This is a genomic window from Moorena sp. SIO3I8 (genome assembly GCF_010692325.1).
GTDB lineage: Bacteria > Cyanobacteriota > Cyanobacteriia > Cyanobacteriales > Coleofasciculaceae > Moorena.
In genome coordinates this window covers 38,396-62,135 of sequence record NZ_JAAHHW010000033.1, presented here as the reverse complement: position 1 = coordinate 62,135, position 23,740 = coordinate 38,396, and the positions used below count along the sequence as shown (strand labels likewise).

Sequence of the window (23,740 nt, the reverse complement as noted above, 5' to 3'; positions counted from 1 at the left end):
TGGGATTATCACTTATCTTATTGTTAGTGCTGCTATCGGTATAGTTAAGATTAATCCCTGATGATATCGATGATTGTTGGTAATTAGGGCTAATGGGATTATCACTTATCTTCTTGCTGCTGCTGCTCTCGGTATAGTTAGGAGTAATCTCTGATGATAGCTTCGATTGCTGGTAATTAGGGCTAGTGGGATTATCACTTATCTTGTTGCTACTGCTCTCGGTATAGTTAGGAGTAATCTCTGATGATAGCTTCGATTGCTGATAATTAGCTCTATCTGTCTGATTATTTATCTTATCGTTAATGCTGCTCTCGATTTCAGCAGCAATTGGTGCTATCAAAGATTGTTGGTAATTAGGGCTAATGGGATTATCACTTATCTTATTGTTGCTACTGCTATCGGTATAGTTAGGAGTAATCTCTGGTGATAGCAAAGATTGCTGATAATTATCCCTAGTTGGATTATCACTTATTTTATTGTCAGTGCTGCTATCGGTATAGTTAAGATTAATCCCTGATGATAGCAAGGATTCGGAGTAGTTAGGGCTAGTGAGATGATTACTTATCTGGTTAGTTATCTTATTTATCGGTTGCTCATCCTCAGCCAAAGGTATTTCCCTTAGCTGGTCTTGCTGTTGAGGATAGGATGCTTCTAAATTAGCTTGCCCCTCTGGCAGACTCTGTTCAACTAACTCTGCCGATGACTCCAACAGTGAAACTTCCCTATTGCCTATTGCCTGTTCCCCTTCTCTGTTCCCTGTTGCCTGTTCCCTTAGTGATTCAGATTCCTGTTCCCAAACTGAAGAATAGTCAGCAGCCATCATTAAATTGTTAGCATTGTTGGCAAACACCGAAGCAATCATCGGTTGCACCACTGGAGTTAACCCTAAAGTACGCCTAGCCAGGCCAGTAAGAAAGTCAGCCATTAGTCAATCAAGTCCAAATAAAACTGTCGTCGTACTGTACTCATAGATAGGATATCTGCCTCTCGCCACCCATAGAAACGAGCCAGTCGATGCACCTGTCTGAGTAAGCGCTTGGCCTGAGCACTAAGTTCGATCCAGAAAAAGGAAACGATATCAAACAAAACCTGCCAGCCGTGACCACAAGCAGGACAATTGAGGTTTAACAACATTTCCCCCTGGGGGTCACATTCAGCTATTTGCTCTGCCAGTTGAGTCACTACTGACCTAGGCAAATCCTCATAGGCAACCCTCATCCCATCATAGCTAGCCTCTAGCAAACAGCGCTTTCCCAGAAATTTCGAGGCAGTAGTCTCATCGGTATAGTTTACAATCGTTGCTAAATCCCAACTGTTGGGCAAACGAAATTGTAACCTATACCCATTCACTGTAGTTTGATACTCTTGCTGCTTTGATTCAAAAGGGTCAACCAAGCGCATATCTCCTACATTCATCGTGAATTCCAGACGCTCACGACAATTGGGACATTCGGCAAAACTATTGAGTTTCGGTCCAAAGGTAATTTCCCTTAAACTCAACAGATATCCATCCCGTTGTCCAATACTAAGGGAAGCTAGCTCAACCGCCGACTTGTCGGGAAAAGCAAATCTTAGCAAGGTCAGCGCCCGGTCTAGAGGATGCTGAACTTGTCCAATTTCCCAACATTTTATAATCTTATCAGCGGATAGCGATCGCATAGAATTAAGAATTAAGAATTAAGAATTTAGAATTTAGAATTTAGAATTTAGAATTTAGTGCGTAGGGTGCGTTAGGGGCGGGCTCGCCCTGATGTTTAACCCCGAGGGCCAGTATTGGGATAGCCCGCACCGTAACGCACCACCAAGTTGAATTAAGAATTAAGAATTAAGAATTAAGAATTAAGAATTAAGAATTAAGAATTAAGAATTAAGAATTTTTGATACTGACGTAGTTTATAGTTACTATTATAGTACAGCATAGCGGAAATCAATATACCATTCAAAACGAGCAAAACTGTTATATATTAAACATGTAATAATTTTGAACTTTGAATTTTGAATTTTGAATTCCGCACAGCAGTACTAGTTAAATAAAAAAAACGCCAAAGGCGAACAATCAGCTAACCTTTAAGATTAGCTAGGTTCAGTGAAAGTAGGCTCTTCTGGCTCAGTCACTTCATAGTCACGTTCCCAACCCTCATTTTGCAGGGTAATGTTTTGAATGGCTACGGCATTGTCGTTAGCATCTAGGTCAGGCAGTGCCTCATATTCTGAGACCCAGCAACGATAAACTTTGTATGCGATCGCTACTTGTCCTGCCTCATTCATCAATTCGATGATAATGTCTTTGCGAAAGTCCTTCAGAGAGACTTCAGCACCTAAGCCAGAGCCATAGTTCCAAACCTTGTTGGCCCATTTCTCAAACTCTGGGTCGTGGGTAACACCACGTTCTAGGGTAATCGCTTCATAATTAGTTTGTCCTGGTGACATGCGTTGGCTACTGGGGTCACCACCCTCACGGTGTTGAATCACTTCAGTGCTGCGTCTGAGAGCACCTACTCTGCTGACACCAGCTACATATCTGCCATCCCACTTGACCCGGAATTTGAAGGTTTTATAGGGGTCAAAACGCTGGGCATTAACACTAAATTGAGCCATATTTCCTCCTAATTATGCTTATACCAAATTGCTTTGATACTTGGTATTAACTGTCTTAAATCAATTAATTCCAGGGATGTCTTCGGAGATGTCCAGAGCAGAGCCTATAAATCTCCTGATCTCCCCGTCTTTTGATCACAATTTGGTATTAGGCACCACTTTGTCCAGCTAGCTGCTGGAACTTAATAATTACAAATTCCGCTGGTTTCAAGGGAGCAAAACCCACCATGATATTCACAATTCCCAGATTGATATCATCCTGGGTAGTAGTTTCCTTATCACATTTGACGAAATAGGCTTCCGCAGGGGACTTACCTTGGAAGGCTCCCTGACGAAATAGATTGTTCATAAACGCGCCTAGATTTAGTCGAATCTGAGACCAAAGGGGTTCATCGTTCGGTTCAAATACTACCCATTGGGTACCACGGTAAAGGCTTTCTTGTAGGTAAAGGGCTAGCCTGCGCACGGGGATATACTTCCACTCCGAAGCCAGACGGTCATCACCAACCCGTGTCCGTGAGCCCCAGATTACCCGACCTGCTGCTGGCATTGTGCGCAAACAGTTAATCCCAAGCTGGTTCAACTCACCATTTTCCGCATCAGTTAGGGAAACACTCAACTGTGGCACTCCCACTAAGGTTGCTTCCAAACCTGCGGGTGCTTTCCAAATCCCTCGGTCACCATCTGTACGAGAAAAGACCCCGGCCACGGTGCCACAGGGCACAAACTCTTCCACTTGATTATCTTTAAGGGGGTTCGCCTGTTTCAGACGTGGGAAGAAAATGGCTGCATTTTCACTGGTACTGCCTACCTCTGATTTAATCCCAGTTTTGGCTTTATCCTTATCAGTCCAAGTGCTAGGAGGATCAATCAACAGCATCGCCCGTCGTTTTTGACAATAAGCGATCGCTGCATCAATCAAGCTGGCATCCACATCATTAGTGCTGTTGTAGGGAGGGATGCAAAGCAAGCTAAACAGGTCTGCTTGTTCAAGGGCATACAATCCTGTTTTGTTGGCTTCAGTGCCTGAGCCAGTAAAGTTAGCCTCCGTCAGAGCCTGACCATCCGTTGCTTTGTCAGCATCAGCTACCCCAGTTGACCGCTGAGCACTCTCGAAGGGGTCCTTTTTCAATTCTGCTTCAGCAGTTGCTTGTGCCTGTTTCTCAGCATCAGTTGCCCCAGGGGCGCTTCCCGTGGCAATAGCTTGATTGAGGGCAGCATCACTATCATCCGGTCGTTCCGCTGGCAGAGCACCAGATACCCGCACCAACTTAGATTGGTTTTTCAGAACGTTATCCACTTGGCGAGCATGTCCAGGCATCACCGAAACGTTGCGGAATGTTTCAATCTCACCGGTGCTGGTATCCTGAACCGATAGATTAAACAATTTTTCGCTTATTGCCTGTGCGTCACTCACCGCCAAGTCATGGTCAATCCTGGCTCGTAAATTATTCCCCCAGGCACCTTCGGAGGCAGCTTCTAGGGTCAGAGTATTGGGAGCACTACCTAGGGTCAAAGTTGCTAGTGATTTGGCCGGGTCAGCATCTGGTTGGTAAAGGCGCACAATCACCGCTTGGCTACCGCCATTGAGGTAGAAATCCCGTACAGCGAAACCGAGGGTACTATCTACCCACAATCCACCAAACCTACGCTCAAAATCTCCGTAGCTGTTGATTAGCACAGCTTCATCCACAGGTCCTCTAAGAGCACGACCTATGAACGCCGTAATCGAAGTCGCAATTCCAGTGATTGTCCGGACTCCACTGGGAATTTCTTCGATGTAAACACCTGGATAAGTCGGTGTGATCGGCATGGTAACTTTTTCCTCTGAGTAATTACATCTGCCAGCTAATGCCACCCTAGAGGCGGTAGGGCGACACTCCTTTTTAGCTAATTAATGGATAGTGTGTCAAACTCCCACAGAAACAAATTATGCGATCGCATTAGGGAGTAGGGAGTAGGGAGTAGGGAGTAGGGAGTAGGGAAATCAGAAGACGAACAGGTAAATGCGATTGACCGTAGGTCACGTTACGCGATCGCATTAGGGAGTAGGGAGTAGGGAGTAGGGAGTAGGGAGTAGGGAAATCAGAAGACGAACAGGTAAATGCGATTGACCGTAGGTCACGTTACGCGATCGCTTTTCCTAATTGAGTAATCAATCCCTAGTCAACTGTACTGCCACAATGGCAAACTAATTAAGTCAATCAAGTCTGACATTGTACCAAGCTGGGTATCGTTGATCATATAGCCATTGGCAGCAGATGATGTAACAAGGAAAATTCGATAACCTTAACCTTAATTGGCAATAATCAATAGCTTAGGTTAAAAGCCAACTATTCTACTCCCGACTCCCGACTCCCGACTCCCGACTCCCGACTCCCGACTCCCTACTCCCTACTCCCTATTCCCTATTCCCTACTCCCTACTCCCTGTTCTGTTTCCTATATGTCTATTGTTATTGTCGAAAACCTCAGCAAAATCTACCCAGTAGCAATTAAACAACCAGGGCTAAAAGGTACCTTAAACCATTTCTTCCGCCGTACCTACCGTTCAGTCAAAGCTGTCCAAGACGTTTCCTTTGAAATTGGCTTTGGAGAAGTAGTGGGATTCTTAGGGCCCAATGGTGCTGGCAAAACCACTACTCTCAAGATGCTCACTGGACTGATTCATCCGTCTCAGGGTCGAGTCAGAGTTGTGGATTACATTCCCAAACGACGTCAACCAGGCTTTTTGAAAAAAATTACCCTAGTTATGGGGCAGAAGCAACAGTTGCTTTGGGACTTACCAGCCCTAGATTCCCTGAGAATCAATGCCGCTGTCTATGGTATTTCTGATACTGACTATAAGTATCGAGTTGGGGAACTTACCGAGATGCTGTCCCTAGAAGGGAAACTGACTCAGCCAGTAAGAAAACTCTCCCTAGGAGAGCGCATGAAAGCGGAACTACTAGCAGCACTACTACACCAGCCCCAAGTCCTATTTTTAGATGAACCTACTTTGGGATTAGATGTCAATGCTCAATTGGCCGTACGGGATTTCTTACGGGAGTACAACCAACACACAGGAGCAACAATACTTTTAACCAGTCATTACATGGCTGATATCACTGCTCTTTGTGAACGGGTGCTATTAATCCATCAAGGTAGGCTGATTTACGATGGGTCTCTAGACGGATTACTTGGCCGCTTTGCTCCCTATCGTGACATCACGGTAGAACTTGCCCAGCCGTTACCTGAGGTAAAGACTGGGGAGGAAACCTCTTTACAGCGCTATGGTGAACTCAAAGAAGTGGATGGTCACCACGTGCGTTTCCTAGTGCGTCGGGAAGTGCTTACCGAGACTGTGGCTCGGATTCTCGCTGAGCTGGAGGTGATAGATTTAAGCGTAACTGACCCCCCCATTGAAGAAGTTATTGGTCGTGTTTTCCAGGCAGGAGTAGTAGAGTGAACTTCGCTGCAGCAGAATTAAGAATTAAGAATTAAGAATTAAGAATTAAGAATTAAGAATTAAGAATTAAGAATTGAGAATTAAGAATTAAGAATTGAGAATTAAGAATTGAGAATTAAGAATTGAGAATTTTTGGAGTATAAATTTACTACTCCCTGTTCCCTGTTCCCTGTTCCCTGTTCCCTGTTCCCTGTTCCCTGTTCCCTACTCCCTACTCCCTACTCCCTACTCCCTACTCCCTACTCCCTACCCTCAAAAATAAATGAAGCGTGCGATAAAAATCATTAAAACCTTCCTCAGTGTTTATTACGCCCATATGATGGAGTATCGGGCAGAAATATTTTTTTGGGTACTGTCGAATCTGTTACCTCTGATTCTAATGGGGATTTGGACCAAGGCATCCCAAGAAGCAGAATTTGGTCTGAATTCTATAGAATTTGCCCGTTACTTTATCTCAGTGTTTTTTATCCGCCAGTTCAACTTGGTATGGGTGATTTTCGAATTTCAAGAACAAGTGTTGCAAGGGAAGCTTTCCCCACGATTACTACAGCCAATTGATCCAGTGTGGCATCAGGTAGCCGCTCACTTAGCAGAACGATTTATCCGTATGCCGTTTAACCTAGGGCTAATCGGTTTGTTTTTCCTGCTGTATCCCGAAGCAGCTTGGGTACCGAATCTTGGCAATCTGTTACTCGGTTGCCTGGTGGTGGCAATGAGCTTTGCCCTACGCTTTTTGATGCAGTATACCTTTGCCATGTTCGCCTTTTGGACAGAACGGGCTAGTGCTATTGAAGAATTATCATTTTTGCTCTACTTATTCCTTTCTGGGTTAATTGCTCCGTTGGAAGTCTTTCCTCCTTTGGTCAGGGAAATTGCCCAGTGGACACCCTACCCTTATCTGATTCACTTCCCAGCAGCACTGTTCATTGGTTTACCTGTGAATGTGGTGGGGGGAATGTTGGTGATTCTAGGTTGGAGTTTAATATTTTTCCTAGTCAACCGCTGGTTATGGCGTAAGGGGTTAAAGCATTATTCTGGGATGGGAGCGTGAACTACCTACACTGACCCGTTGGGTACAGTGTAGGCTTCCAGTTTCACCGAAGAATGCCTTAGCTTGGACGGACGCCCTCGCTTTGGTCTTACTTCTTCTCCACTGGCGTTGACCTCCCCTGTTCCAGAGGAGGATAGCATTCTGATACCTTCTGCTCTAATATTCTTTGCCGCATTACCATCTCTATCGTGATGAGTGCTACAGCTTGGACAAATCCAAGACCTTACATCTAGCGGTAACTCTTTGATTCGGTAATGACAATTAGAGCAGGTTTTAGAACTGGGAAACCATCGATCTATCTCGACCAGGACTTTTCCTTCTTTTTCGCATTTATAAGAAAGAAAATTTACAAAGGTTCCCCAACTCAGATCAGATATTGCTTTAGCTAATTTGTGGTTACGTTCGCGAAGCGTGCGCGTAGCGCACAGCATGCCCTTGACGTTTAGGTTTTCGACTACCACTACCTGGTTCTGATCTACGATCTTCCTAGATAGCTTATGCAAGTAGTCTTGGCGGACATTTCCAATGCGTTCATATACCTTAGCTACAATCTTACGCGCTTTTTTGCTTCCATTGCTACCCTTCTTTTTTCGGGCTGCAATGCGTTGTTTTTTGGCTAGTTTTTTTTGGTATCTATTTATAGGCTTGGGATTGCCAAATTTAGAGGTTTTTTCGCCGTCGTAGGTAATAGCAAAATCCTTGATACCCAAGTCAATCCCAATCACATTCCCGTTCGTTGATGGTTTCGGTTCATCAGATTCGTATTCCATTAAGACGGAAGCATAGTATTTTCCAGAAGGGTCTTTACTGACTGTTACAGTTTTGATTGTCCCATCTAATGGGCGGTGAATTACTGCCTTGACAACTCCCAATTTTCCGGGAAATTTAAGACAGTCACCCACTTGCTTGACTTTCTGGGGGTACTGAATTGATTGGCGATGATGATATGACTTGAATCTAGGATATTTGGCTCTACCTTGAAAAAAGTTCTGATATGCACGACTAAGATTTAAGCTCACAGATTGCAGCACCTGGGAGTAACAATCTTTTAGCCATTCAGTCTCTTTCTCTTTTTTGAGTTTTGGCAGCATAGAGTTGAGTGCAGATTGCTTTAGCCCCTTGCCAGTCTCCTTGTAAGTTTCTATACACTGAAAAGCACGCATAATTCCACCACCAGCGAGAACATCCAAAATGTTGGGCTAATATTTGAACTTGCTCTTGTGTTGGATAAATTCTGACTTTGACGGCTTTATGTTTCATTGCACTTAACCTTGTTGGAGATGAAACCTTAGAATAAAGAAGCCTTTATGGTTAGTCGGCTATGCATAAAAGGGTTAAATCTTTGTGATTAAGGCTTCTTTATTCTTACGGTAACTTCAAAATCGACCTTAGTTACTATTATATATATTTAACCTTAACGTGTCAAGAGATCGGTGATTTTTCTTAAATCCTGTCCGTGCTTTCAACAAACACGCTATACCCGTAGGGTTAGCGTGGGACTTCCCGCACGGCTAGTTAATCATAATATTGCATTTATCAATCAACGCTCTAGCCCAAGAATGACCCTAAAACTTTTGCCCCCAAATCATCCCCCTAATGTACCAGAACCACGTAACTTTAACGGGCCAATGTTATGGTTGGCAATGGTTTTGGCATCTATTGTCATTCATCTATGCTTCTTGTGGATAGTGTCTATGCTCTTGATGGGGCGCTTCGAGAGTTCGCAACCCAGTCAGGATTTGATTGCCATTGATCTGATTGATATCATTCCGGAAGATATAGCTGAGCAAGAGACATCACCAGAAGACCCATCAACAGCTCTAATCGATCAAACCATTGATTTAGCTCTCACCAGTCCTAGGTCAGATCGGAATCTTAATCACCAAACTGTCTCTAACTCTACCATTGAGGCCACTGAGGGTGAGGTAAAGCCAACACCGACAGAGGATATCTTACCAGTTAAAGACTTAGCACCGCCAACAGATTATCAATTAACTATACCTGTCCCCCCACCTGAACCAACAACTCCGATCACTCCTGTTAAGCCGATTCCAGTAATCCCAACGCCCCTACCTTCACCCTTACCTCTGGCACCACCGATTCAGCCACCGGCTTCCAGCATCCCGGAAGAGTCGGCATCAAAAGATAGCTTTGTGGCTAAGATGAGTAACTTTGGTCTGACTAATCCGAATCGGGATATTCCAGACCAATTGGCTCTACCTCTACCAGCTAACAAATCCGAATTTTCCGCTAAGGAGCTGAATTTGACAGGTATTGATTTATCGGAAGAGTTAGTGTTGAAGGTGGTGCTATTAATTGATTCCAATGGGAAACCGGAACTGCTAGCGGACTATATTCAAGTGCAGCAAGGCAAGATTAGTAGTGATCAGGCTCAGCAACTAGCTCAGCAGGTGATTCGGGATTGGTTGTTTGCCCCTACTGACATGGCAGGTCAAGCAGTTGTGCAAGCGTATCGCTTCCAACTCACTATTAGTGATTAGTGATTTATACTAGTTTTGACACTCCCCGCCCTATAAGAGCGGGGATTCTTAGTTCATCGACATGCCTTAAAATTAGTTATCCAGGAAAGGCAATATTTAAGCCCAATATCCGTTTAAAAACCAAATACCTAGCCTAATTTAACTAACCCCAGTGGGCTTATCTCCCTAAGCGTTGAGTTTTCTCAGTTTCCGTGTGCCCCACGGTACGTTTGTATTTCAATTTGCTATTTTACTGGTTTTCGGTATCCGTGGCAGATCCATGCGTTTTGGCGAGGTTTTTCGCTCCTCGTGTACTAGTATCGCTTTACGTCGTTGTTTTTAAATTGGCAGTACCGACGAATCCTACCTGTACTAGGCTACATGTTTATTATAACATACTCTACTTAAAAGCCGTCCTAGAAGGACGGGGCTTGAGACCCAAAATTTTTGGTCATTTTTTTAGGGAGCAGGGAGCAGCGGATCCCCCCTAACCCCCCGCCCGTAAGGGGGGAAGGGAGCAGGGAACAGCGGATCTCGGAAGAGTCCAGAATTTTGAACTAAAAAATGTTGCACTTTGATTTTGTTATGTTATGATGCAAGAAGTACACGAAACAATGCGGATGTAGTTTAGTGGTAAAACCTCAGCCTTCCAAGCTGATGATGGGGGTTCGATTCCCCCCATCCGCTCTAGATATAAAAATATATTATTGGTAGTTTAATGCGATCGCACTTCTGCAACTAGCATGACCGTTTGCGATCGCATGAGTCTTGAGAATTAAGAATTGAGAATTAAGAATTGAGAATTAAGAATTCGGAGGCTGGATTTCACTGCACACTTCGTAGAAAGATGTGGTGGGAGCTTTGGTAAACAAGTGAGACATTTGGTTTAAGATCGCCTGATAAGCCTCACTTTGATTATCTTCCATATCCGCTATACTTTCCCAAAATATCACGGCAATCCCCCGATCGGTTCCAGGTTCTTGCAGTAGGTAAGCTCCTTTGAACCCTTGGATATAGGTAGATACAGCTTTCTCGTAAAGATCCTGAGCTTCTTGAAATTTGCCTGGCTTGAATTCACCAACGGCAACATAAGCATACTTGTGCTTAAGAAAATCTAGAAATTCGGTCAACTTTCCCTCCCCTGGGATTTTCTGGGTTAGTTCCCGATCGTAACAGCTAATGGTTGAGCTGCACAGATTCCCATAGCTGCATCTTTGTAAGCATATGCGCTACTTGAGGTGCTACGCGAACAGTCAGTAGTAGGGTGGGCAAAGTTCTCTAATCTAGAATACTCAAAAAAACCAAACTATTTTTGCCCACCCTACAAGCAAGACTTAAACTAAAATGGCGGAAAGCGCTATTCGCTCCCGCCCTTAGTCATTAGTCAGTAGTAGGGTGGGCAAAGTTCTCTAATCTAGAATACTCAAAAAAACCAAACTATTTTTGCCCACCCTACAAGCAAAACTTAAACTAAAATGGCGGAAAGCGCTATTCGCTCCCGCCCTTAGCAAAAATTTTTGGTAAGAATCATTAGTAGGAATTAGAGAGTATCAAGAATCTACTCTACACTCGACATTGAAATTGAATTCATCGGCACTACCACCAATGCCAATGCCAGTTTCAAATATCTCGGCATCAGTTAAGGTAATGTTGTTCATGACAGCTCCAGACACATCGGTGTCGTAAAGCTTGGCTGCTGTCAAATTCACTTGGTTGAGATTAGCACAGTTTAAACTGGCATTGGTGACAAAGGCTTGGGTTAAGTTAGCCCCGTTTAAGTTGGCACCAGTCAGGTCAGCACCTTCTAGGTTGGCTTCGATTAAGTTTGCTCCTTGCAGGTTAGCATTCCTCAAATCAGCGCCTAGTAGATGTGCACCCGATAGATCCGCTCCTTTTAAATTACATCCTTCACATGCACCAGTTAAGAGCAACTGTTGCACCTGGTCTGGGTTCTCAGCTACTGCTGAACCAGTGAAGAACAGAGAAGCGACTAAAGTTAACGTTGCCAAAATATTGAATTTCATTTTTGGCCTCCCTAGAAGTTATATCATTAGGATGTATTTCTTCATCCCAATTCCATTATAACCCATTAGTGGTGCGGGATTCTAATGATTTGTTAAGGTGATTTGTTAAGGTTAGTTAGGGAGTTGATATAGTGCTACGGGCAAGGCAAGAGGAATCCCCCCTAACCCCCCGCGCGTAAGGGGGGGAGGCAATAGGCAATAGGCAAATAATTTTATTCCCGACTCCCGACTCCCGACTCCCGACTCCCGACTCCCTGCTCCGAGGCTCCCTGCTCCCTTTTATTGTAAATTTTAATTAAATTTTTTTTAAAGAATTTGTAAATCAATCAAGCTGAAGTAAATTTTATGAAATAATCCGAAAACTCGGTAGCTTATTGATTACTATGAAACCTCGGATTTCCCCACTGGTGCCAGCAACTAGCGTGTTGCTGTATTCTCTACTAGCTGCAACTACGGCATTAGGGCAAATTACCCCAGATAATACCCTGGGGAATGAAAGCTCTGTGGTAACCAATCTCAATATTAACGGAATTGTAATAGATTTAATTGAAGGTGGGGCGATTAGAGACAGTAATCTATTCCACAGCTTTTCAGATTTTAATGTAGCCGAGCTCGCAGGAGCTTATTTTGATAATCCTGCTGGAGTTGCCAACATCCTGAGTCGGGTAACCGGAGGTAATGTTTCCAATATTTTGGGGACTCTAGGAGTATTGGGAAATGCTAATTTATTTTTGATCAATCCCAACGGTATTGTCTTTGGTCCCAATAGCAGACTGGATGTGGGAGGTTCATTTTTTGGGAGTACTGCTGAGAGTGTTTTGTTTGAAGATGGTAAAGTTTTCAGCACTAAAAATCCCAATGATAAACCGTTGTTGACTATTAATATACCATCTGGGTTGCAATATGGATCAAATCCAGGGACTATTACTAATCAATCTAGTCTGTTTCGGGTACCAAATGGTCAAACCTTAGGGCTGATTGGTGGTGAGGTTAATCTTCCTGGTGCTGTTCTAGCTGCATTGGATGGACGGATTGAGCTGGGGAGTGTTGGTGCATTTGGTGTGGTGAACTTGACCCCAACCGATACGAGTTTGGTGTTGGATTATTCAGCAGTTCAAGAGTTTCAGGATATTAGTTTGTCCGATCGTGATTTTGTCATTACCAGTGGCGAAAGTGGTGGGAGTATCCAGGTGCAGGGGGCTAATGTGAGTTTACGCGATCGCTCTTTTATGTTTGCGGATACCGAAGGGAGTGGCAGTGGCGGTGGGATAGAGGTTCGAGCTTCACAGTTCAGTCTTGAGGGTGGTTCTCTAATAACTACGGATGTATTTAGCTCAGGACAGGGTGGAGATGTGAGTATTACCACTGGGGAGTTAATTGTTTCTGATGGAGCATTTGTTTCAGCTAGCACTTTTGGTGAAGGGGATAGCGGAGATTTGACTTTGAATGTCTCCTCTACTGTTAAAGTGATTGGTATCTCAGCCGATGAGACGTTTCCCAGTGGCTTGTTTGCTGAAACTTTTGGGTCAGGAAATGCGCAAAATTTGAGTATTACCACTGGGGAGTTAATTGTCTCTGATGGAGCATTTGTTTCAGCTAGCACAATCGGTGAAGGGGACAGCGGAACTTTGACTGTTAATGCCGACTCGACTCAACTGATTGGTACCTCAGCTGATGGTCGGTTTGCCAGCGGTTTGTTTACTCGAACTCTAGGGAGAGGAAATGGGGGAGAGTTGAAGATTACCACTGGGGAGTTAATCGTCTCTGATGGAGCACTTGTTTCAGCTAGCACTTTTGGTGAAGGGGACGGAGCAGATTTGACTGTGGATGCCGACTCTACTGTTCAACTGATTGGTAGCTCAGCCAATGGTCGGTTTTTCAGCGGCTTGTTTACTCAAACTTTTGGGAGAGGAAATGGGGGAGAGTTGAAGATTACCACTGGGGAGTTAATCGTCTCTGATGGAGCATTTGTTTCAGCTAGGACTCTTGGTGAAGGGGACGGGGGAGATTTGATTGTGGATGCTTCTTCTAAGATTAAACTGATTGGTACTTCAGCTGATGCTCGGTTTATCAGCGGCTTGTTTACTCAAACTGAAGGGACAAAAAATGCGGGAGATTTGAAGATTACCACTGGGGAGTTAATTGTCTCTGATGGAGCAGCTGTTTCAGCTAGGACTCTTGGTCAAGGGGACGGGGGAAATTTGACTGTAGATGCTTCTTCTACGGTTAAACTGATTGGTACCTCAGCGGATGGTCGGTCTCGCAGCGGCTTATTTATTCAAGCTAATCGAGAAGCAACAGGAAATGCCGGAAGGTTTTTGAATATTACCACTGACAAGTTAATCATCTCTGATGGAGCAGAAGTTAGTGCTAGAAGTTTTGAACAGGGCAGTTCAGCAGGCGAGGTAAAGATTAATGCCAACTCCATCTTCCTTGACAACAATAGCAGGATCACAGCAGAAACAGCAGGAGGAGACGACAGCAATATTAAACTCTTTTCCCGTGACATCCGACTCCTCAACCGAAGCTTGATTCTAACTGACGCTCAGAATACAACAACTGGGGGAAATATAGAAATTGATACTGATACCCTAGTCGGTCTGGGAAATAGCGACATCACCGCCGATGCTGAAGAAGGTCGAGGAGGTAGTGTTACCATTAATGCCAAAGGCATCTTTGGTTTAGAGTTTCGAGACCGTCTCACTCCAGACAATGACATCACTGCCACGTCTGAACTTGGCCCATCCTTCAACGGTGAAGTCATACTCAACATCTTACAGGTAGACCCCACCTCAGGCTTAAACGAATTGCCAGGAATCCTGGTCGATGCAGAAGCTATCCTGGCTAATGACATTTGTGCGTTTGAAAATAATCGGATTGCTGGGGGCAGTTCCTTTATTATTACTGGCAAAGGCGGTTTACCACCAACTCCAGAAGATCCAGTGATTAATGCCCACAGAACAGTCAGGTGGCGAACTCGTCCTGGCTTACCCAGCACTAGAAAACCATTACCACAGCAACCCAAGGCCTTTGGCCACGCTACGCGAACAGTCACACCCCCTCAAGACAAAAAAGTGATTATCGAAGCCCAAGGCTGGGTAATAGCAAAGGATGGCACGATTATTCTGACTGCGCAACCGTTTAACGGAACTCCTGTGGAGCAGATATTGCCCAATCTTGATTGTCATGTGGGAATAGGGAGTAGGGAGCAGGGAGTAGGGAGTAGGGAGTAGGGAGTAGGGATATGAAAAAACTATCATTTCTAATTGCGATGCTCTTTCAGAGCCACTGCGTGAACGCATTAATAACCTGCTTCCTGCCATCCGGCAAAGCATTATCAAATTCTGTTGTCATCACACCCGATTCCCTTCCCCCCTTATTAAGGGGGGTTAGGGGGGATTCCGATTCCCTTCCCCCCTTATTAAGGGGGGTTAGGGGGGATTCCGATTCCCTTCCCCCCTTATTAAGGGCTAGGGGGGATTCCGATTCCCTAGACCAACAAGCCCAACACCTCTATGAAACAGGTCAATACCAAGAGGCTATCCCGTTGTTGGAGCAAATGATTAGTAACTACAGCAACAGTGGCGACTTTATTGGTGAAATTAATTCCTTAGTCAATCTCGCTTTAGTTTATCAAACCTTGGGAGACCTAGACCAAGCGAAAGAAACAATATCCCAGAGTTTAACCAAACTATACAAACTTGATAATACTACAGAACATCAACAATTACAAGCCCAAATATTAGAAGTTCAAGGACAAGTCTACTTATCTCTAGGTCAGGGGGAGAAAGCCTTATCCACTTGGCAGCAAACGAGTGCTATCTACCAAGATATCGGAGACTTAACTAAATTAACATAAAGTCAGATTTACCAAGTCCAAGCATTACGAGTATTAGGGTTGTATAATCAAGCTACTAAAACCTTAACTCAAATCCAGGAAACTATCCAAGACCAACCGGATAGCCAACTCAAAAGTACCGCCCTCCAATACCTAGGTGATGTGCTGCGCCGAGTGGGTAAATTCAAGGAATCTCAAGCAATTTTACAACAAAGTTTAGCCATAGCGGAAAACTTACGAGATCAGACCTTGATTGCTGACAATCTGCTCAGTTTAGGAAATACCGCTAGATTAAAAGGAGACACAGCAGAGGCAATAGATTTCTATCAACGGGTTGTCCTTGAATCTCCCTTACCGGATAGTAAGATTCAAGGACAATTAAATCAACTGAGTATAGTAATAGCTCAACAAGAGTGGTCACAAGCCAGAGAGTTATTGCCAGCTATCGAAAATACCTTAACTAAATTATCTCCCAGTAAGACCGCTATCAATGCTAGAATTAATCTAGCCAAAACCCTATTAAAACCGACAACATCACAACTCACATCTCCCAAGGAACTAGCTACTTATCTCGCCGATGCTATTAAGCTAGCTAGGAATTTAGGAGATAAACGAGCCGAAGCTGAAGCCATCGGTAACTTGGGAACCTTATACGAATACAATCAACGTCTTGATGAAGCCCAAGACTTGACGGAAAAAGCCTTACTGATTGCTCAAGAAATCCAGGCTCCGGATTTAGCTTATCAATGGCAATGGCAACTGGGCAGAATTCTGAATCTAAAACAGGATAAAAAAAACGCGATGTTCCGAAGGAACCGCTACGCGAACGCGGCCTATGCTCAATCGGTGCAAACCCTTAAATCTATCCGTAGTGACCTAGTCGCGATTAGTAGCGATCTTCAGTTTGAGTTTCGCGAAAGCGTCGAACCAGTCTACCGAGAATTAGTAGGACTACTCCTAGAACCCAATGCATCTCAAGAAAACCTCAAACAAGCACGAGATGTGATTGAATCCCTACAACTCGCAGAACTAGATAACTTCTTTCGGGATGCTTGTTTAGATGCTAAACCCGTTAATATCGACGAAATAGATCCTAACGCTGCTATCTTCTATACCATTATCTTGCCAGACCGCTTGGAAGTAATTGTAACTTTGCCCGGACAACCCCTGCGCCAGATTACTACTAACTTACCTCAAACAGAAATAGAACAACAACTGGCTTCGGTAAAGATAAATATTACTAGCCCTTGGCGAGTCCTGAGAAAGGACAACTGACAAACAATACACGACTGGTTAATCGGCTCCATTGAAACCGAACTAGCCAAGAGTAACATCCGCACTCTAGTATTTATACCAGATGGGGCTCTGCGTGATCTTCCCATGTCTGTGCTTTATGACGGGGAAGACCATTTGATCGAGAAATATAGTATTGCGGTAGCACCTAGTTTACAACTAATCGACTCTCAAGCCAATGTCAGACAAAACGTTTCGGTTCTGAGTGCTGGAGTGACGGAAGTTCGTCCCCATCGTCCCCAATTAGGAGCACTTCCTGGAGTGAAGGTGGAATTAGAGAATATCAAGGCTCAAGTTCCCTCATTGATTTTACTCAATGAATCCTTTACTGAATCCAACTTCAATACAGAAGTTAATACCTCTAGTTACAAAGTGGTTCATCTAGCAACTCATGGTGAATTTAGTTCAGTAGCTGAAGAAACGTTTCTGCTGACCTGGGATGACGTGATCAATCTCAATGAATTAAATAGTCTGATCAGAACCGATCAAAAGCAAGAAAATCCGATTGAATTACTCGTCCTCAGTGCTTGTCAGACAGCCAAAGGAGACTCCCGAGCCGCTTTGGGATTGGCTGGTATCGCCGTGCGTGGGGGGGCACGCAGTACCCTTGCCAGTCTATGGACTGTGGACGATCTTGCCACTACAGAGTTAATGACTCGCTTCTATCAGAGGTTAGCCACAGGCAAGGTTACCAAGGCTGAAGCTCTGCGTCTTGCTCAACAGGAGCTGTTGCAGAGCGAGGCATTTGAGCACCCCTTTTACTGGTCGGCTTTTATTTTGCTGGGAAATTGGTTGTGAGGAGCTTCGGAGTAGGGTGTAGGGAGTAGGGAGTAGGGAATCGGGAATCGGGAATCGGGAATCGGGAATCGGGAAGAAATCTTGTGTACCTTATAGTGCGATGCTCTTTTAGAGCCGCTACGCGATCGCAATATTGTAATGCGTTCGCGATCTTGTAGTAAAAAAAATACCAATTAAAGTAGGGTGGGCAAAGTAATATTATCTAGAATACTCTTTTGAACCAAACTGTTTTTGCCCACCCTACAAGCTAAATGAATTGTGATAATTTTTGTTCCCTGTTCCCTGTTCCCTGTTCCCTGTTCCCTTTGCGATAGTATATCAATAGCTATCACTTCGGCTTTGTGAGCATCACGCGCCAAAAAACAAAAGCAATTAAGGATGCATAACCTAATACTGTTAGCCACTCCTGCAAAGTGCCCATACCAAATAAAACTGTGTTATCCATAAATACAAAAGTATTGACTAGAAAATTTAGCGCAACTCTCTGCCGAAGGGAAATAGAGACAAGGGAATTAATTTAAAATGCTGTTGGGCAAAGGGAAGGCCAATAATCGTAATCGCTAAAATTAGCCCTGAGACCAAATGAGCAACGGCAATCTCCCAGCCAAAGACGAGCAGCCAGATAATGTTAAAAATCATATTGAGGAGGCTACCAGCGTCTGACGTTTCCTCAATCGTTCTGCCAAATGGTGCCAGAGTAGCGATGCCCAGCTTGATAGCCTGTATTCCAAACGGGATGCCAATAATAGTCAGACAAATCCCTAATCCACCGATAATGTAACCGGCACCAACCACTAAACCGCCAAAGATTAACCAGATAATGTTTCCTAAAAGGCTCATGACTCTCCTTTATTAATCCCCTTGGTACTACTTAATTATACCAGCTAAATTGGGTGAATTACTTTTTCCTAGGGAGTAGGGAGTAGGGAGTAGGGAGTAGGGAGTGGGGGTAATAAAATTTAATGGTCTAATCCTGAACCATCAGAGCAAAAAGCTGACAGCAACAAGTCATCCCTCAAAGTCAGAGGGCTTTTGCTGTTGCTCTTCCAAAAACAGCTCTACAGCCCGATTAAACTCTTCCGGCTCTACTAAAAAAGGCCAATGATTGCCAGGAACTTGACGGATAGTTAGATTTTTGAGATAAGTTTTATAGGGTTTTAGCTGCCAATCCGAGCGATTAAGACCTTTTTCTGGTACTATCAATACCGTAGGAATAGCAATGATTTCCGTTAGTCCTGCTACGCGCATCACGTCTTCAAAAATCTCATTTCTCGCCTGAACCACAAATTTACTGCCCCAACTGCCATCAGGTTTAGGTTCAATGCTGGCTTGAAAGACATTTTGCTGAAAGGGACTCCAACCCCGGTATTGTTTTAATTGTTTAGCTTGTGCTTCCGCTTGCTCATAACTGACAAAGGGGCCCATAGCTTTTACAAAAGGCAAGACACGGAACAGTAGGGGAAACATAACCTTAAACCACATCGGAATTTTGCCGATGAAAAAGGGATCCACCAAAATTAGGCTGCGCAATCGGGATGGATTTTGCTTAGCCCAGATTGGAACTAATTTACCAGTCCAGGAGTGACCGAGGATATCAGCACTAGACCATCCTAGGTGATCCATTAACGCTTCTAAATCGGCGATGTGATCATCAAAGGTATAGCCTTGATCCGGCTTGCTACTTTCCCCATGACCGCGCAGATCTGGAGCAACAATATGATACTTTGGGGCAAGGTAATCCCCGAGGCTAGACCACACTAGGCCATGGTCCGCTAAGCCATGTAAGAGTAACAAGGGAGTTTGGCCTTGGTTCCATTCTAGGTAAGACAGTTGGATGTCTGGTAAGTCTAAGGTTTGACGTATGGGCATGATGGGATGATTGCGCTTAAGTCATAGTATAGGCTTTATTCTTCGCTTCTTGTTCCGCTTTTAATTTTCGTAATCGAACTATCCCTGGAGGAGGGTTGAGTTCTTGAGCTTTGTGTTGCTGATGACTCCATTCCAGCCAGTCAGAGATATATTCGCTGACAACTTCTTTGTTGTTTAAGTAGTAAAGAATTGTGCCATAAACTTGTTCCAAGGTAATGGTGTAAAAAGCGATGCAGCAAGGGAACAGGGGGTTTCCCCCACTCGCTATTGCATCAAGACACAGTTAAGAATTTCTTCTGGAGTACGATTACGATAAATGTACTCATACAGAACATTCTCAATGCCTACTCGCGTTCCTTTGATGCGAATATCATCAGGAGCAATAAAATCAAAAGCGATGCAGCAAGGGAACAGGGGGTTTCCCCCACTCGCTATTGCATCAAGACATAGTCTTCTATTTTCATCAGCTACCTGTAGGGTGGGCAAAACCTTGCCCACCCTACCCATGGAGTCTGTGCGTAAGTCCTGACCTAAAAAAGCTCAAATACTCCGATCAGAGTCCCAGACCCAAACATAGGAAAGCAGATGAAGATGAACAAGAAAAATTTAAACAAACTTTACCTTTAAAGGTCAAAAAAATAGAACAAAAATATCCCCTGGCTGATCTAGATGTCTGGTTTTTCGATGAACATAGAGTGGGATTAAAACCAATTTTAAGGAAAGTGTGGAGTCCCATAGGGGAAAGACCAACGGCAATAGTTATATCAAGTCAGGTTGAATACCCATAATTAGAGGGAGGGTGGGGAGATGGGGAGATGGGGAGATGGGGAGATGGGGAGATGGGGAGATGGGGAGATGGGGAGATGGGGAGATTTTTATTAAGGGTAATTATCCCGACATGATATTAGCCATCGCTATGAATGGTTATCTGTCTATGGATTTGTCAAACTAAAAACTGGATAAACTTTGTGGTATCTAATCCCTAGAGTCAACACATTATGGTTGAATCTAGTGTATCAAAACTTGGCCGTTGATGCTGGTATTTCTGAAAAAAAAAGTTTTATTGATAGAAGATAATGCGGGATGGCATCGCAGTAAAAAAGCGATGCAGCAAGGGAACAGGGGGTTTCCCCCACTCGCTATTGCATCAAGACAGTTAATCTTCCCTCAGGCATGATGGTGGAATACTTACCAGCTTACTCCCCAGAGTTACAACCAGCCGAAAGACTATGGTGTGCACGTAGATGAGCCCTTGGTCAATGAGCACTTTGAAACCATTGATGAAGCGGTGCGACCCCGGTCGGGTTTCCCGACCTAGGGAATGCGCACCAAGAGAATGGAAAAAACTTTGGTTTCCCGTTGTAATATTCTCAGTGGAATCAAAGAAGAAATTAGAAATTTGACTGATTATCATTGGCTAGAGTTTCTTTAATTTATTAAGGGGGTATGGCAACCGGATTTGGTATAAGATGCGTTTACCCTGAGATAGAAACTTGAGATATGCAAATTTTAATTTGTGGTGCCGGTAGCGGTGCTCATGCTTTAGCCGGGATTTTTTCTCAAAAATCCAATGTGAATGTTCGGGTTTTTATTAATGATTCAAATAAAGTCCAACGTTGGAACGAACACTTGAACAATCACTCATTAACTGTTACCTTCCGTGAAGAAAAAAATAAAGACTGGTCTAAATTACAGTCTCAACCTTTTTTGGTTACTGACGATCCTGCTCAGGCAGCCTGTAACAGTGACATAATTATTTTTGTACTTCCAGCTTTCCTACACTTAAAGTACCTAAAACTGCTATTTCCCTACATTGAAGAAGGCTGTATACTTATTGGTATGCCCGGGCAAAATGGCTTTGAGTTTGATGTTAGGTATGCTCTAAGAAGAAAATTAAATTCTTGTATTGTTATCAATTTTGAATCCCTACCTTGGGTTTGTGGCAATCGCGAATTTGGCAAATCGGTAGAGATTATGAGTATCAAAACACAATTAGTAGGAGCATTACAAGGCAATCCTTCTAATGCTAGGATACCTAAATTTATTGTAGAGTTACAAAAACTTTTAGGGAATCTACCAAAACTTATTATCTCAGGTCATTTATTGGGAATGACCTTAGTTTCTCCGAATGCCTATAGTCATCCTCCTATTATCTATGGGCGTTGGAAAAATTGGGATGGGCAACCTTTAGATTACAAACCGTTATTCTATCATGGTATAGATGAGTATACAGCAGAACTTCTAGGTAAACTTAGTGAAGAAATCCTTACTATTAGTCGTCAGATTGGCCAAGAATATCCCCAAATAGATTTGTCTGAAGTGATTTTCGTTTATGATTGGGATATGAATCATTACAGTGAATATATTGCCGATAAAACAAATATACATACTGTTTTTCTAACCAATGGTGCTTATAACGGGATTGTACACCCCATGCTACAAATGCCGAATGGGACTTATCTTCCCAACTTTAATCACCGCTATTTGACAGAAGATATTCCTTTTGGTTTAGTGGTTATTCGTGGTATTGCAGCAATTGCTGGGGTCAAAACTCCTTATATCGATTTAGTATTGTCTTGGTGTCAAAATAAGTTAAGAAAAGAGTATTTAATAGGCTCTGAGTTGATTGGCAAAGATATAGGAGAAACTCGCTGTCCGCAGCGATACGGGTTAACTACTTTACCAGAAATTTTAGGACTTGATTGGTAATCTAGCAATTCTCTAACTGGTGAGGTACAAATATCTAGGTTTTAGGGCAGGGTAATCGCATTTAAATAAGCTAGACTGAATGTCCAAAAACTTGTCCGAGTTTGCCCAAAAACGTCTGATACCAAATCCTGTTCCCATACCCCCCTTATCTGCATAGCCCTAAATTCCTAGCATAAAAAGATTTGGTCGATTTTTATAAAGGGGTTTTGGCAAGCGGATTTGGTATGAGACCAAATGAGCAACGGCAATCTCCCAGCCAAAGACGAGCAGCCAGATAATGTTAAAAATCATATTGAGGAGGCTACCAGCGTCTGACGTTTCCTCAATTGTTCTGCCAAATGGTGCCAGAGTAGCGATGCCCAGCTTGATAGCCTGTATTCCAAAGGGGATGCCAATAATAGTCAGACAAATCCCTAATCCACCGATAATGTAACCGGTACCAACCACTAAACCGCCAAAGATTAACCAGATAATGTTTCCTAAAAGGCTCATGACTCTCCTTTATTAATCCCCTTGGTACTACTTAATTATACCAGCTAAATTGGGTGAATTACTTTTTCCTAGGGAGTAGGGAGTAGGGAGTAGGGAGTAGGGAGTGGGGGTAATAAAATTTAATGGTCTAATCCTGAACCATCAGAGCAAAAAGCTGACAGCAACAAGTCATCCCTCAAAGTCAGAGGGCTTTTGCTGTTGCTCTTCCAAAAACAGCTCTACAGCCCGATTAAACTCTTCCGGCTCTACTAAAAAAGGCCAATGATTGCCAGGAACTTGACGGATAGTTAGATTTTTGAGATAAGTTTTATAGGGTTTTAGCTGCCAATCCGAGCGATTAAGACCTTTTTCTGGTACTATCAATACCGTAGGAATAGCAATGATTTCCGTTAGTCCTGCTACGCGCATCACGTCTTCAAAAATCTCATTTCTCGCCTGAACCACAAATTTACTGCCCCAACTGCCATCAGGTTTAGGTTCAATGCTGGCTTGAAAGACATTTTGCTGAAAGGGACTCCAACCCCGGTATTGTTTTAATTGTTTAGCTTGTGCTTCCGCTTGCTCATAACTGACAAAGGGGCCCATAGCTTTTACAAAAGGCAAGACACGGAACAGTAGGGGAAACATAACCTTAAACCACATCGGAATTTTGCCGATGAAAAAGGGATCCACCAAAATTAGGCTGCGCAATCGGGATGGATTTTGCTTAGCCCAGATTGGAACTAATTTACCAGTCCAGGAGTGACCGAGGATATCAGCACTAGACCATCCTAGGTGATCCATTAACGCTTCTAAATCGGCGATGTGATCATCAAAGGTATAGCCTTGATCCGGCTTGCTACTTTCCCCATGACCGCGCAGATCTGGAGCAACAATATGATACTTTGGGGCAAGGTAATCCCCGAGGCTAGACCACACTAGGCCATGGTCCGCTAAGCCATGTAAGAGTAACAAGGGAGTTTGGCCTTGGTTCCATTCTAGGTAAGACAGTTGGATGTCTGGTAAGTCTAAGGTTTGACGTATGGGCATGATGGGATGATTGCGCTTAAGTCATAGTATAGGCTTTATTCTTCGCTTCTTGTTCCGCTTTTAATTTTCGTAATCGAACTATCCCTGGAGGAGGGTTGAGTTCTTGAGCTTT

The 23,740-nt window shown here is 43.7% G+C and carries 22 protein-coding genes, 1 tRNA gene and 2 pseudogenes; 12 read left to right on the top strand and 13 right to left on the bottom strand.

Annotated features, from left to right (window positions below):
- The 4 genes from F6K51_RS15355 to F6K51_RS15340 form a co-directional block, all read right to left on the bottom strand.
- A partial coding sequence (locus tag F6K51_RS15355; protein ID WP_293021505.1) for a hypothetical protein occupies nucleotides 1-925 on the bottom strand: 925 nt, incomplete at its 3' end.
- The gene (locus tag F6K51_RS15350; protein WP_293021504.1) at nucleotides 925-1,659 is read right to left on the bottom strand and encodes a phage baseplate protein; all 735 of its coding nucleotides are present in this window, start codon (nucleotides 1,657-1,659) and stop codon (nucleotides 925-927) included. The genes F6K51_RS15350 and F6K51_RS15355, both read right to left, overlap by 1 nt.
- A 414-nt stretch (nucleotides 1,660-2,073) precedes the next feature.
- Nucleotides 2,074-2,598: a phage tail protein gene (locus tag F6K51_RS15345; protein WP_293021502.1), complete on the bottom strand. Its 525-nt coding sequence runs from the start codon at nucleotides 2,596-2,598 to the stop codon at nucleotides 2,074-2,076.
- A gap of 148 nt (nucleotides 2,599-2,746) precedes the next feature.
- Nucleotides 2,747-4,411 (bottom strand): phage tail sheath C-terminal domain-containing protein, encoded by a 1,665-nt coding sequence (locus tag F6K51_RS15340; protein WP_293021500.1) that lies wholly within the window; start codon nucleotides 4,409-4,411, stop codon nucleotides 2,747-2,749.
- Between the two features lie 632 nt (nucleotides 4,412-5,043).
- Between F6K51_RS15340 and F6K51_RS15335 the strand changes: the two genes are divergently transcribed.
- The 3 genes from F6K51_RS15335 (at nucleotide 5,044) to F6K51_RS15325 (ending at nucleotide 7,096) form a co-directional block, all read left to right on the top strand.
- Entirely contained in the window at nucleotides 5,044-6,045 is a 1,002-nt protein-coding gene (locus F6K51_RS15335) for an ATP-binding cassette domain-containing protein (protein ID WP_293021498.1), read from the top strand.
- A gap of 132 nt (nucleotides 6,046-6,177) precedes the next feature.
- Nucleotides 6,178-6,333 (top strand): hypothetical protein, encoded by a 156-nt coding sequence (locus F6K51_RS15330; RefSeq protein WP_293021496.1) that lies wholly within the window; start codon nucleotides 6,178-6,180, stop codon nucleotides 6,331-6,333.
- On the top strand, nucleotides 6,308-7,096 hold the full coding sequence (locus F6K51_RS15325; protein ID WP_293021494.1) for an ABC-2 family transporter protein: 789 nt from the start codon (nucleotides 6,308-6,310) through the stop codon (nucleotides 7,094-7,096). The genes F6K51_RS15330 and F6K51_RS15325 overlap by 26 nt, the downstream gene beginning before the upstream one ends.
- 5 nt (nucleotides 7,097-7,101) lie before the next feature.
- Here the strand turns inward: F6K51_RS15325 and F6K51_RS15320 are convergent.
- Nucleotides 7,102-8,356 (bottom strand): annotated as a pseudogene (locus F6K51_RS15320) (RNA-guided endonuclease TnpB family protein).
- A 368-nt stretch (nucleotides 8,357-8,724) separates the two neighbouring features.
- Between F6K51_RS15320 and F6K51_RS15315 the strand changes: the two are divergent.
- Both F6K51_RS15315 and F6K51_RS15310 read left to right on the top strand, forming a co-directional pair.
- Nucleotides 8,725-9,597, top strand: a complete 873-nt coding sequence (locus tag F6K51_RS15315) for a hypothetical protein (RefSeq protein WP_293021492.1) — start codon at nucleotides 8,725-8,727, stop codon at nucleotides 9,595-9,597.
- Nucleotides 9,598-10,192: 595 nt separating this feature from the next.
- Nucleotides 10,193-10,263: transfer RNA gene (locus F6K51_RS15310), tRNA-Gly, on the top strand.
- Nucleotides 10,264-10,379: 116 nt separating this feature from the next.
- Here F6K51_RS15310 and F6K51_RS15305 read toward each other — a convergent pair.
- On the bottom strand, nucleotides 10,380-10,706 hold the full coding sequence (locus tag F6K51_RS15305) for an antibiotic biosynthesis monooxygenase (protein ID WP_293021490.1): 327 nt from the start codon (nucleotides 10,704-10,706) through the stop codon (nucleotides 10,380-10,382).
- A 420-nt stretch (nucleotides 10,707-11,126) separates the two neighbouring features.
- Nucleotides 11,127-11,600, bottom strand: coding sequence for a pentapeptide repeat-containing protein (locus F6K51_RS15300; protein ID WP_293021488.1), 474 nt, complete (start codon nucleotides 11,598-11,600; stop codon nucleotides 11,127-11,129).
- Nucleotides 11,601-12,007: 407 nt separating this feature from the next.
- Between F6K51_RS15300 and F6K51_RS15295 the strand changes: the two genes are divergently transcribed.
- From F6K51_RS15295 to F6K51_RS15280, 4 genes are read left to right on the top strand one after another with little or no spacing between them, the layout of a single operon-like run.
- Entirely contained in the window at nucleotides 12,008-14,833 is a 2,826-nt protein-coding gene (locus tag F6K51_RS15295; RefSeq protein ID WP_293021486.1) for an S-layer family protein, read from the top strand.
- An 11-nt stretch (nucleotides 14,834-14,844) separates the two neighbouring features.
- Complete coding sequence (locus tag F6K51_RS15290) at nucleotides 14,845-15,459, top strand: tetratricopeptide repeat protein (protein ID WP_293021484.1); 615 nt, start codon at nucleotides 14,845-14,847, stop codon at nucleotides 15,457-15,459.
- Nucleotides 15,460-15,465: 6 nt separating this feature from the next.
- On the top strand, nucleotides 15,466-16,713 hold the full coding sequence (locus F6K51_RS15285) for a tetratricopeptide repeat protein (protein WP_293021508.1): 1,248 nt from the start codon (nucleotides 15,466-15,468) through the stop codon (nucleotides 16,711-16,713).
- Between the two features lie 6 nt (nucleotides 16,714-16,719).
- Nucleotides 16,720-17,529, top strand: a complete 810-nt coding sequence (locus F6K51_RS15280) for a CHAT domain-containing protein (RefSeq protein ID WP_365939968.1) — start codon at nucleotides 16,720-16,722, stop codon at nucleotides 17,527-17,529.
- Here the strand turns inward: F6K51_RS15280 and F6K51_RS15275 are convergent.
- The 4 genes and pseudogenes from F6K51_RS15275 to F6K51_RS15260 all read right to left on the bottom strand — a co-directional run bounded on the left by F6K51_RS15275 (nucleotide 17,490) and on the right by F6K51_RS15260 (nucleotide 19,797).
- Nucleotides 17,490-17,702 carry a hypothetical protein gene (locus F6K51_RS15275; RefSeq protein ID WP_293021482.1) on the bottom strand — a complete coding sequence of 71 codons (213 nt, stop codon included), beginning with the start codon at nucleotides 17,700-17,702 and terminating at the stop codon, nucleotides 17,490-17,492. The two genes, F6K51_RS15280 and F6K51_RS15275, sit on opposite strands and share 40 nt — an antisense overlap.
- 298 nt (nucleotides 17,703-18,000) lie before the next feature.
- A complete protein-coding gene (locus F6K51_RS15270; RefSeq protein WP_293021480.1) occupies nucleotides 18,001-18,369 on the bottom strand; it encodes a YccF domain-containing protein in 369 nt (122 codons plus the stop codon).
- Nucleotides 18,370-18,537: 168 nt separating this feature from the next.
- Nucleotides 18,538-19,398, bottom strand: coding sequence for an alpha/beta hydrolase (locus F6K51_RS15265; protein ID WP_293021470.1), 861 nt, complete (start codon nucleotides 19,396-19,398; stop codon nucleotides 18,538-18,540).
- A 16-nt stretch (nucleotides 19,399-19,414) separates the two neighbouring features.
- Nucleotides 19,415-19,797: pseudogene (locus F6K51_RS15260) on the bottom strand (hypothetical protein).
- A gap of 35 nt (nucleotides 19,798-19,832) precedes the next feature.
- Between F6K51_RS15260 and F6K51_RS15255 the strand changes: the two are divergent.
- The 3 genes from F6K51_RS15255 (at nucleotide 19,833) to F6K51_RS15245 (ending at nucleotide 22,107) form a co-directional block, all read left to right on the top strand.
- Complete coding sequence (locus F6K51_RS15255; RefSeq protein ID WP_293021478.1) at nucleotides 19,833-20,186, top strand: winged helix-turn-helix domain-containing protein; 354 nt, start codon at nucleotides 19,833-19,835, stop codon at nucleotides 20,184-20,186.
- 11 nt (nucleotides 20,187-20,197) lie between these two features.
- Entirely contained in the window at nucleotides 20,198-20,350 is a 153-nt protein-coding gene (locus tag F6K51_RS15250) for a hypothetical protein (protein ID WP_293021476.1), read from the top strand.
- Nucleotides 20,351-20,898: 548 nt separating this feature from the next.
- Complete coding sequence (locus F6K51_RS15245) at nucleotides 20,899-22,107, top strand: NAD/NADP-dependent octopine/nopaline dehydrogenase family protein (RefSeq protein ID WP_293021474.1); 1,209 nt, start codon at nucleotides 20,899-20,901, stop codon at nucleotides 22,105-22,107.
- Nucleotides 22,108-22,266: 159 nt separating this feature from the next.
- Here F6K51_RS15245 and F6K51_RS15240 read toward each other — a convergent pair whose 3' ends face one another.
- Both F6K51_RS15240 and F6K51_RS15235 read right to left on the bottom strand, forming a co-directional pair.
- Complete coding sequence (locus F6K51_RS15240) at nucleotides 22,267-22,599, bottom strand: YccF domain-containing protein (protein WP_293021472.1); 333 nt, start codon at nucleotides 22,597-22,599, stop codon at nucleotides 22,267-22,269.
- A gap of 168 nt (nucleotides 22,600-22,767) precedes the next feature.
- Entirely contained in the window at nucleotides 22,768-23,628 is an 861-nt protein-coding gene (locus F6K51_RS15235) for an alpha/beta hydrolase (protein ID WP_293021470.1), read from the bottom strand.
- Between the last annotated feature and the right edge of the window lie 112 nt (nucleotides 23,629-23,740).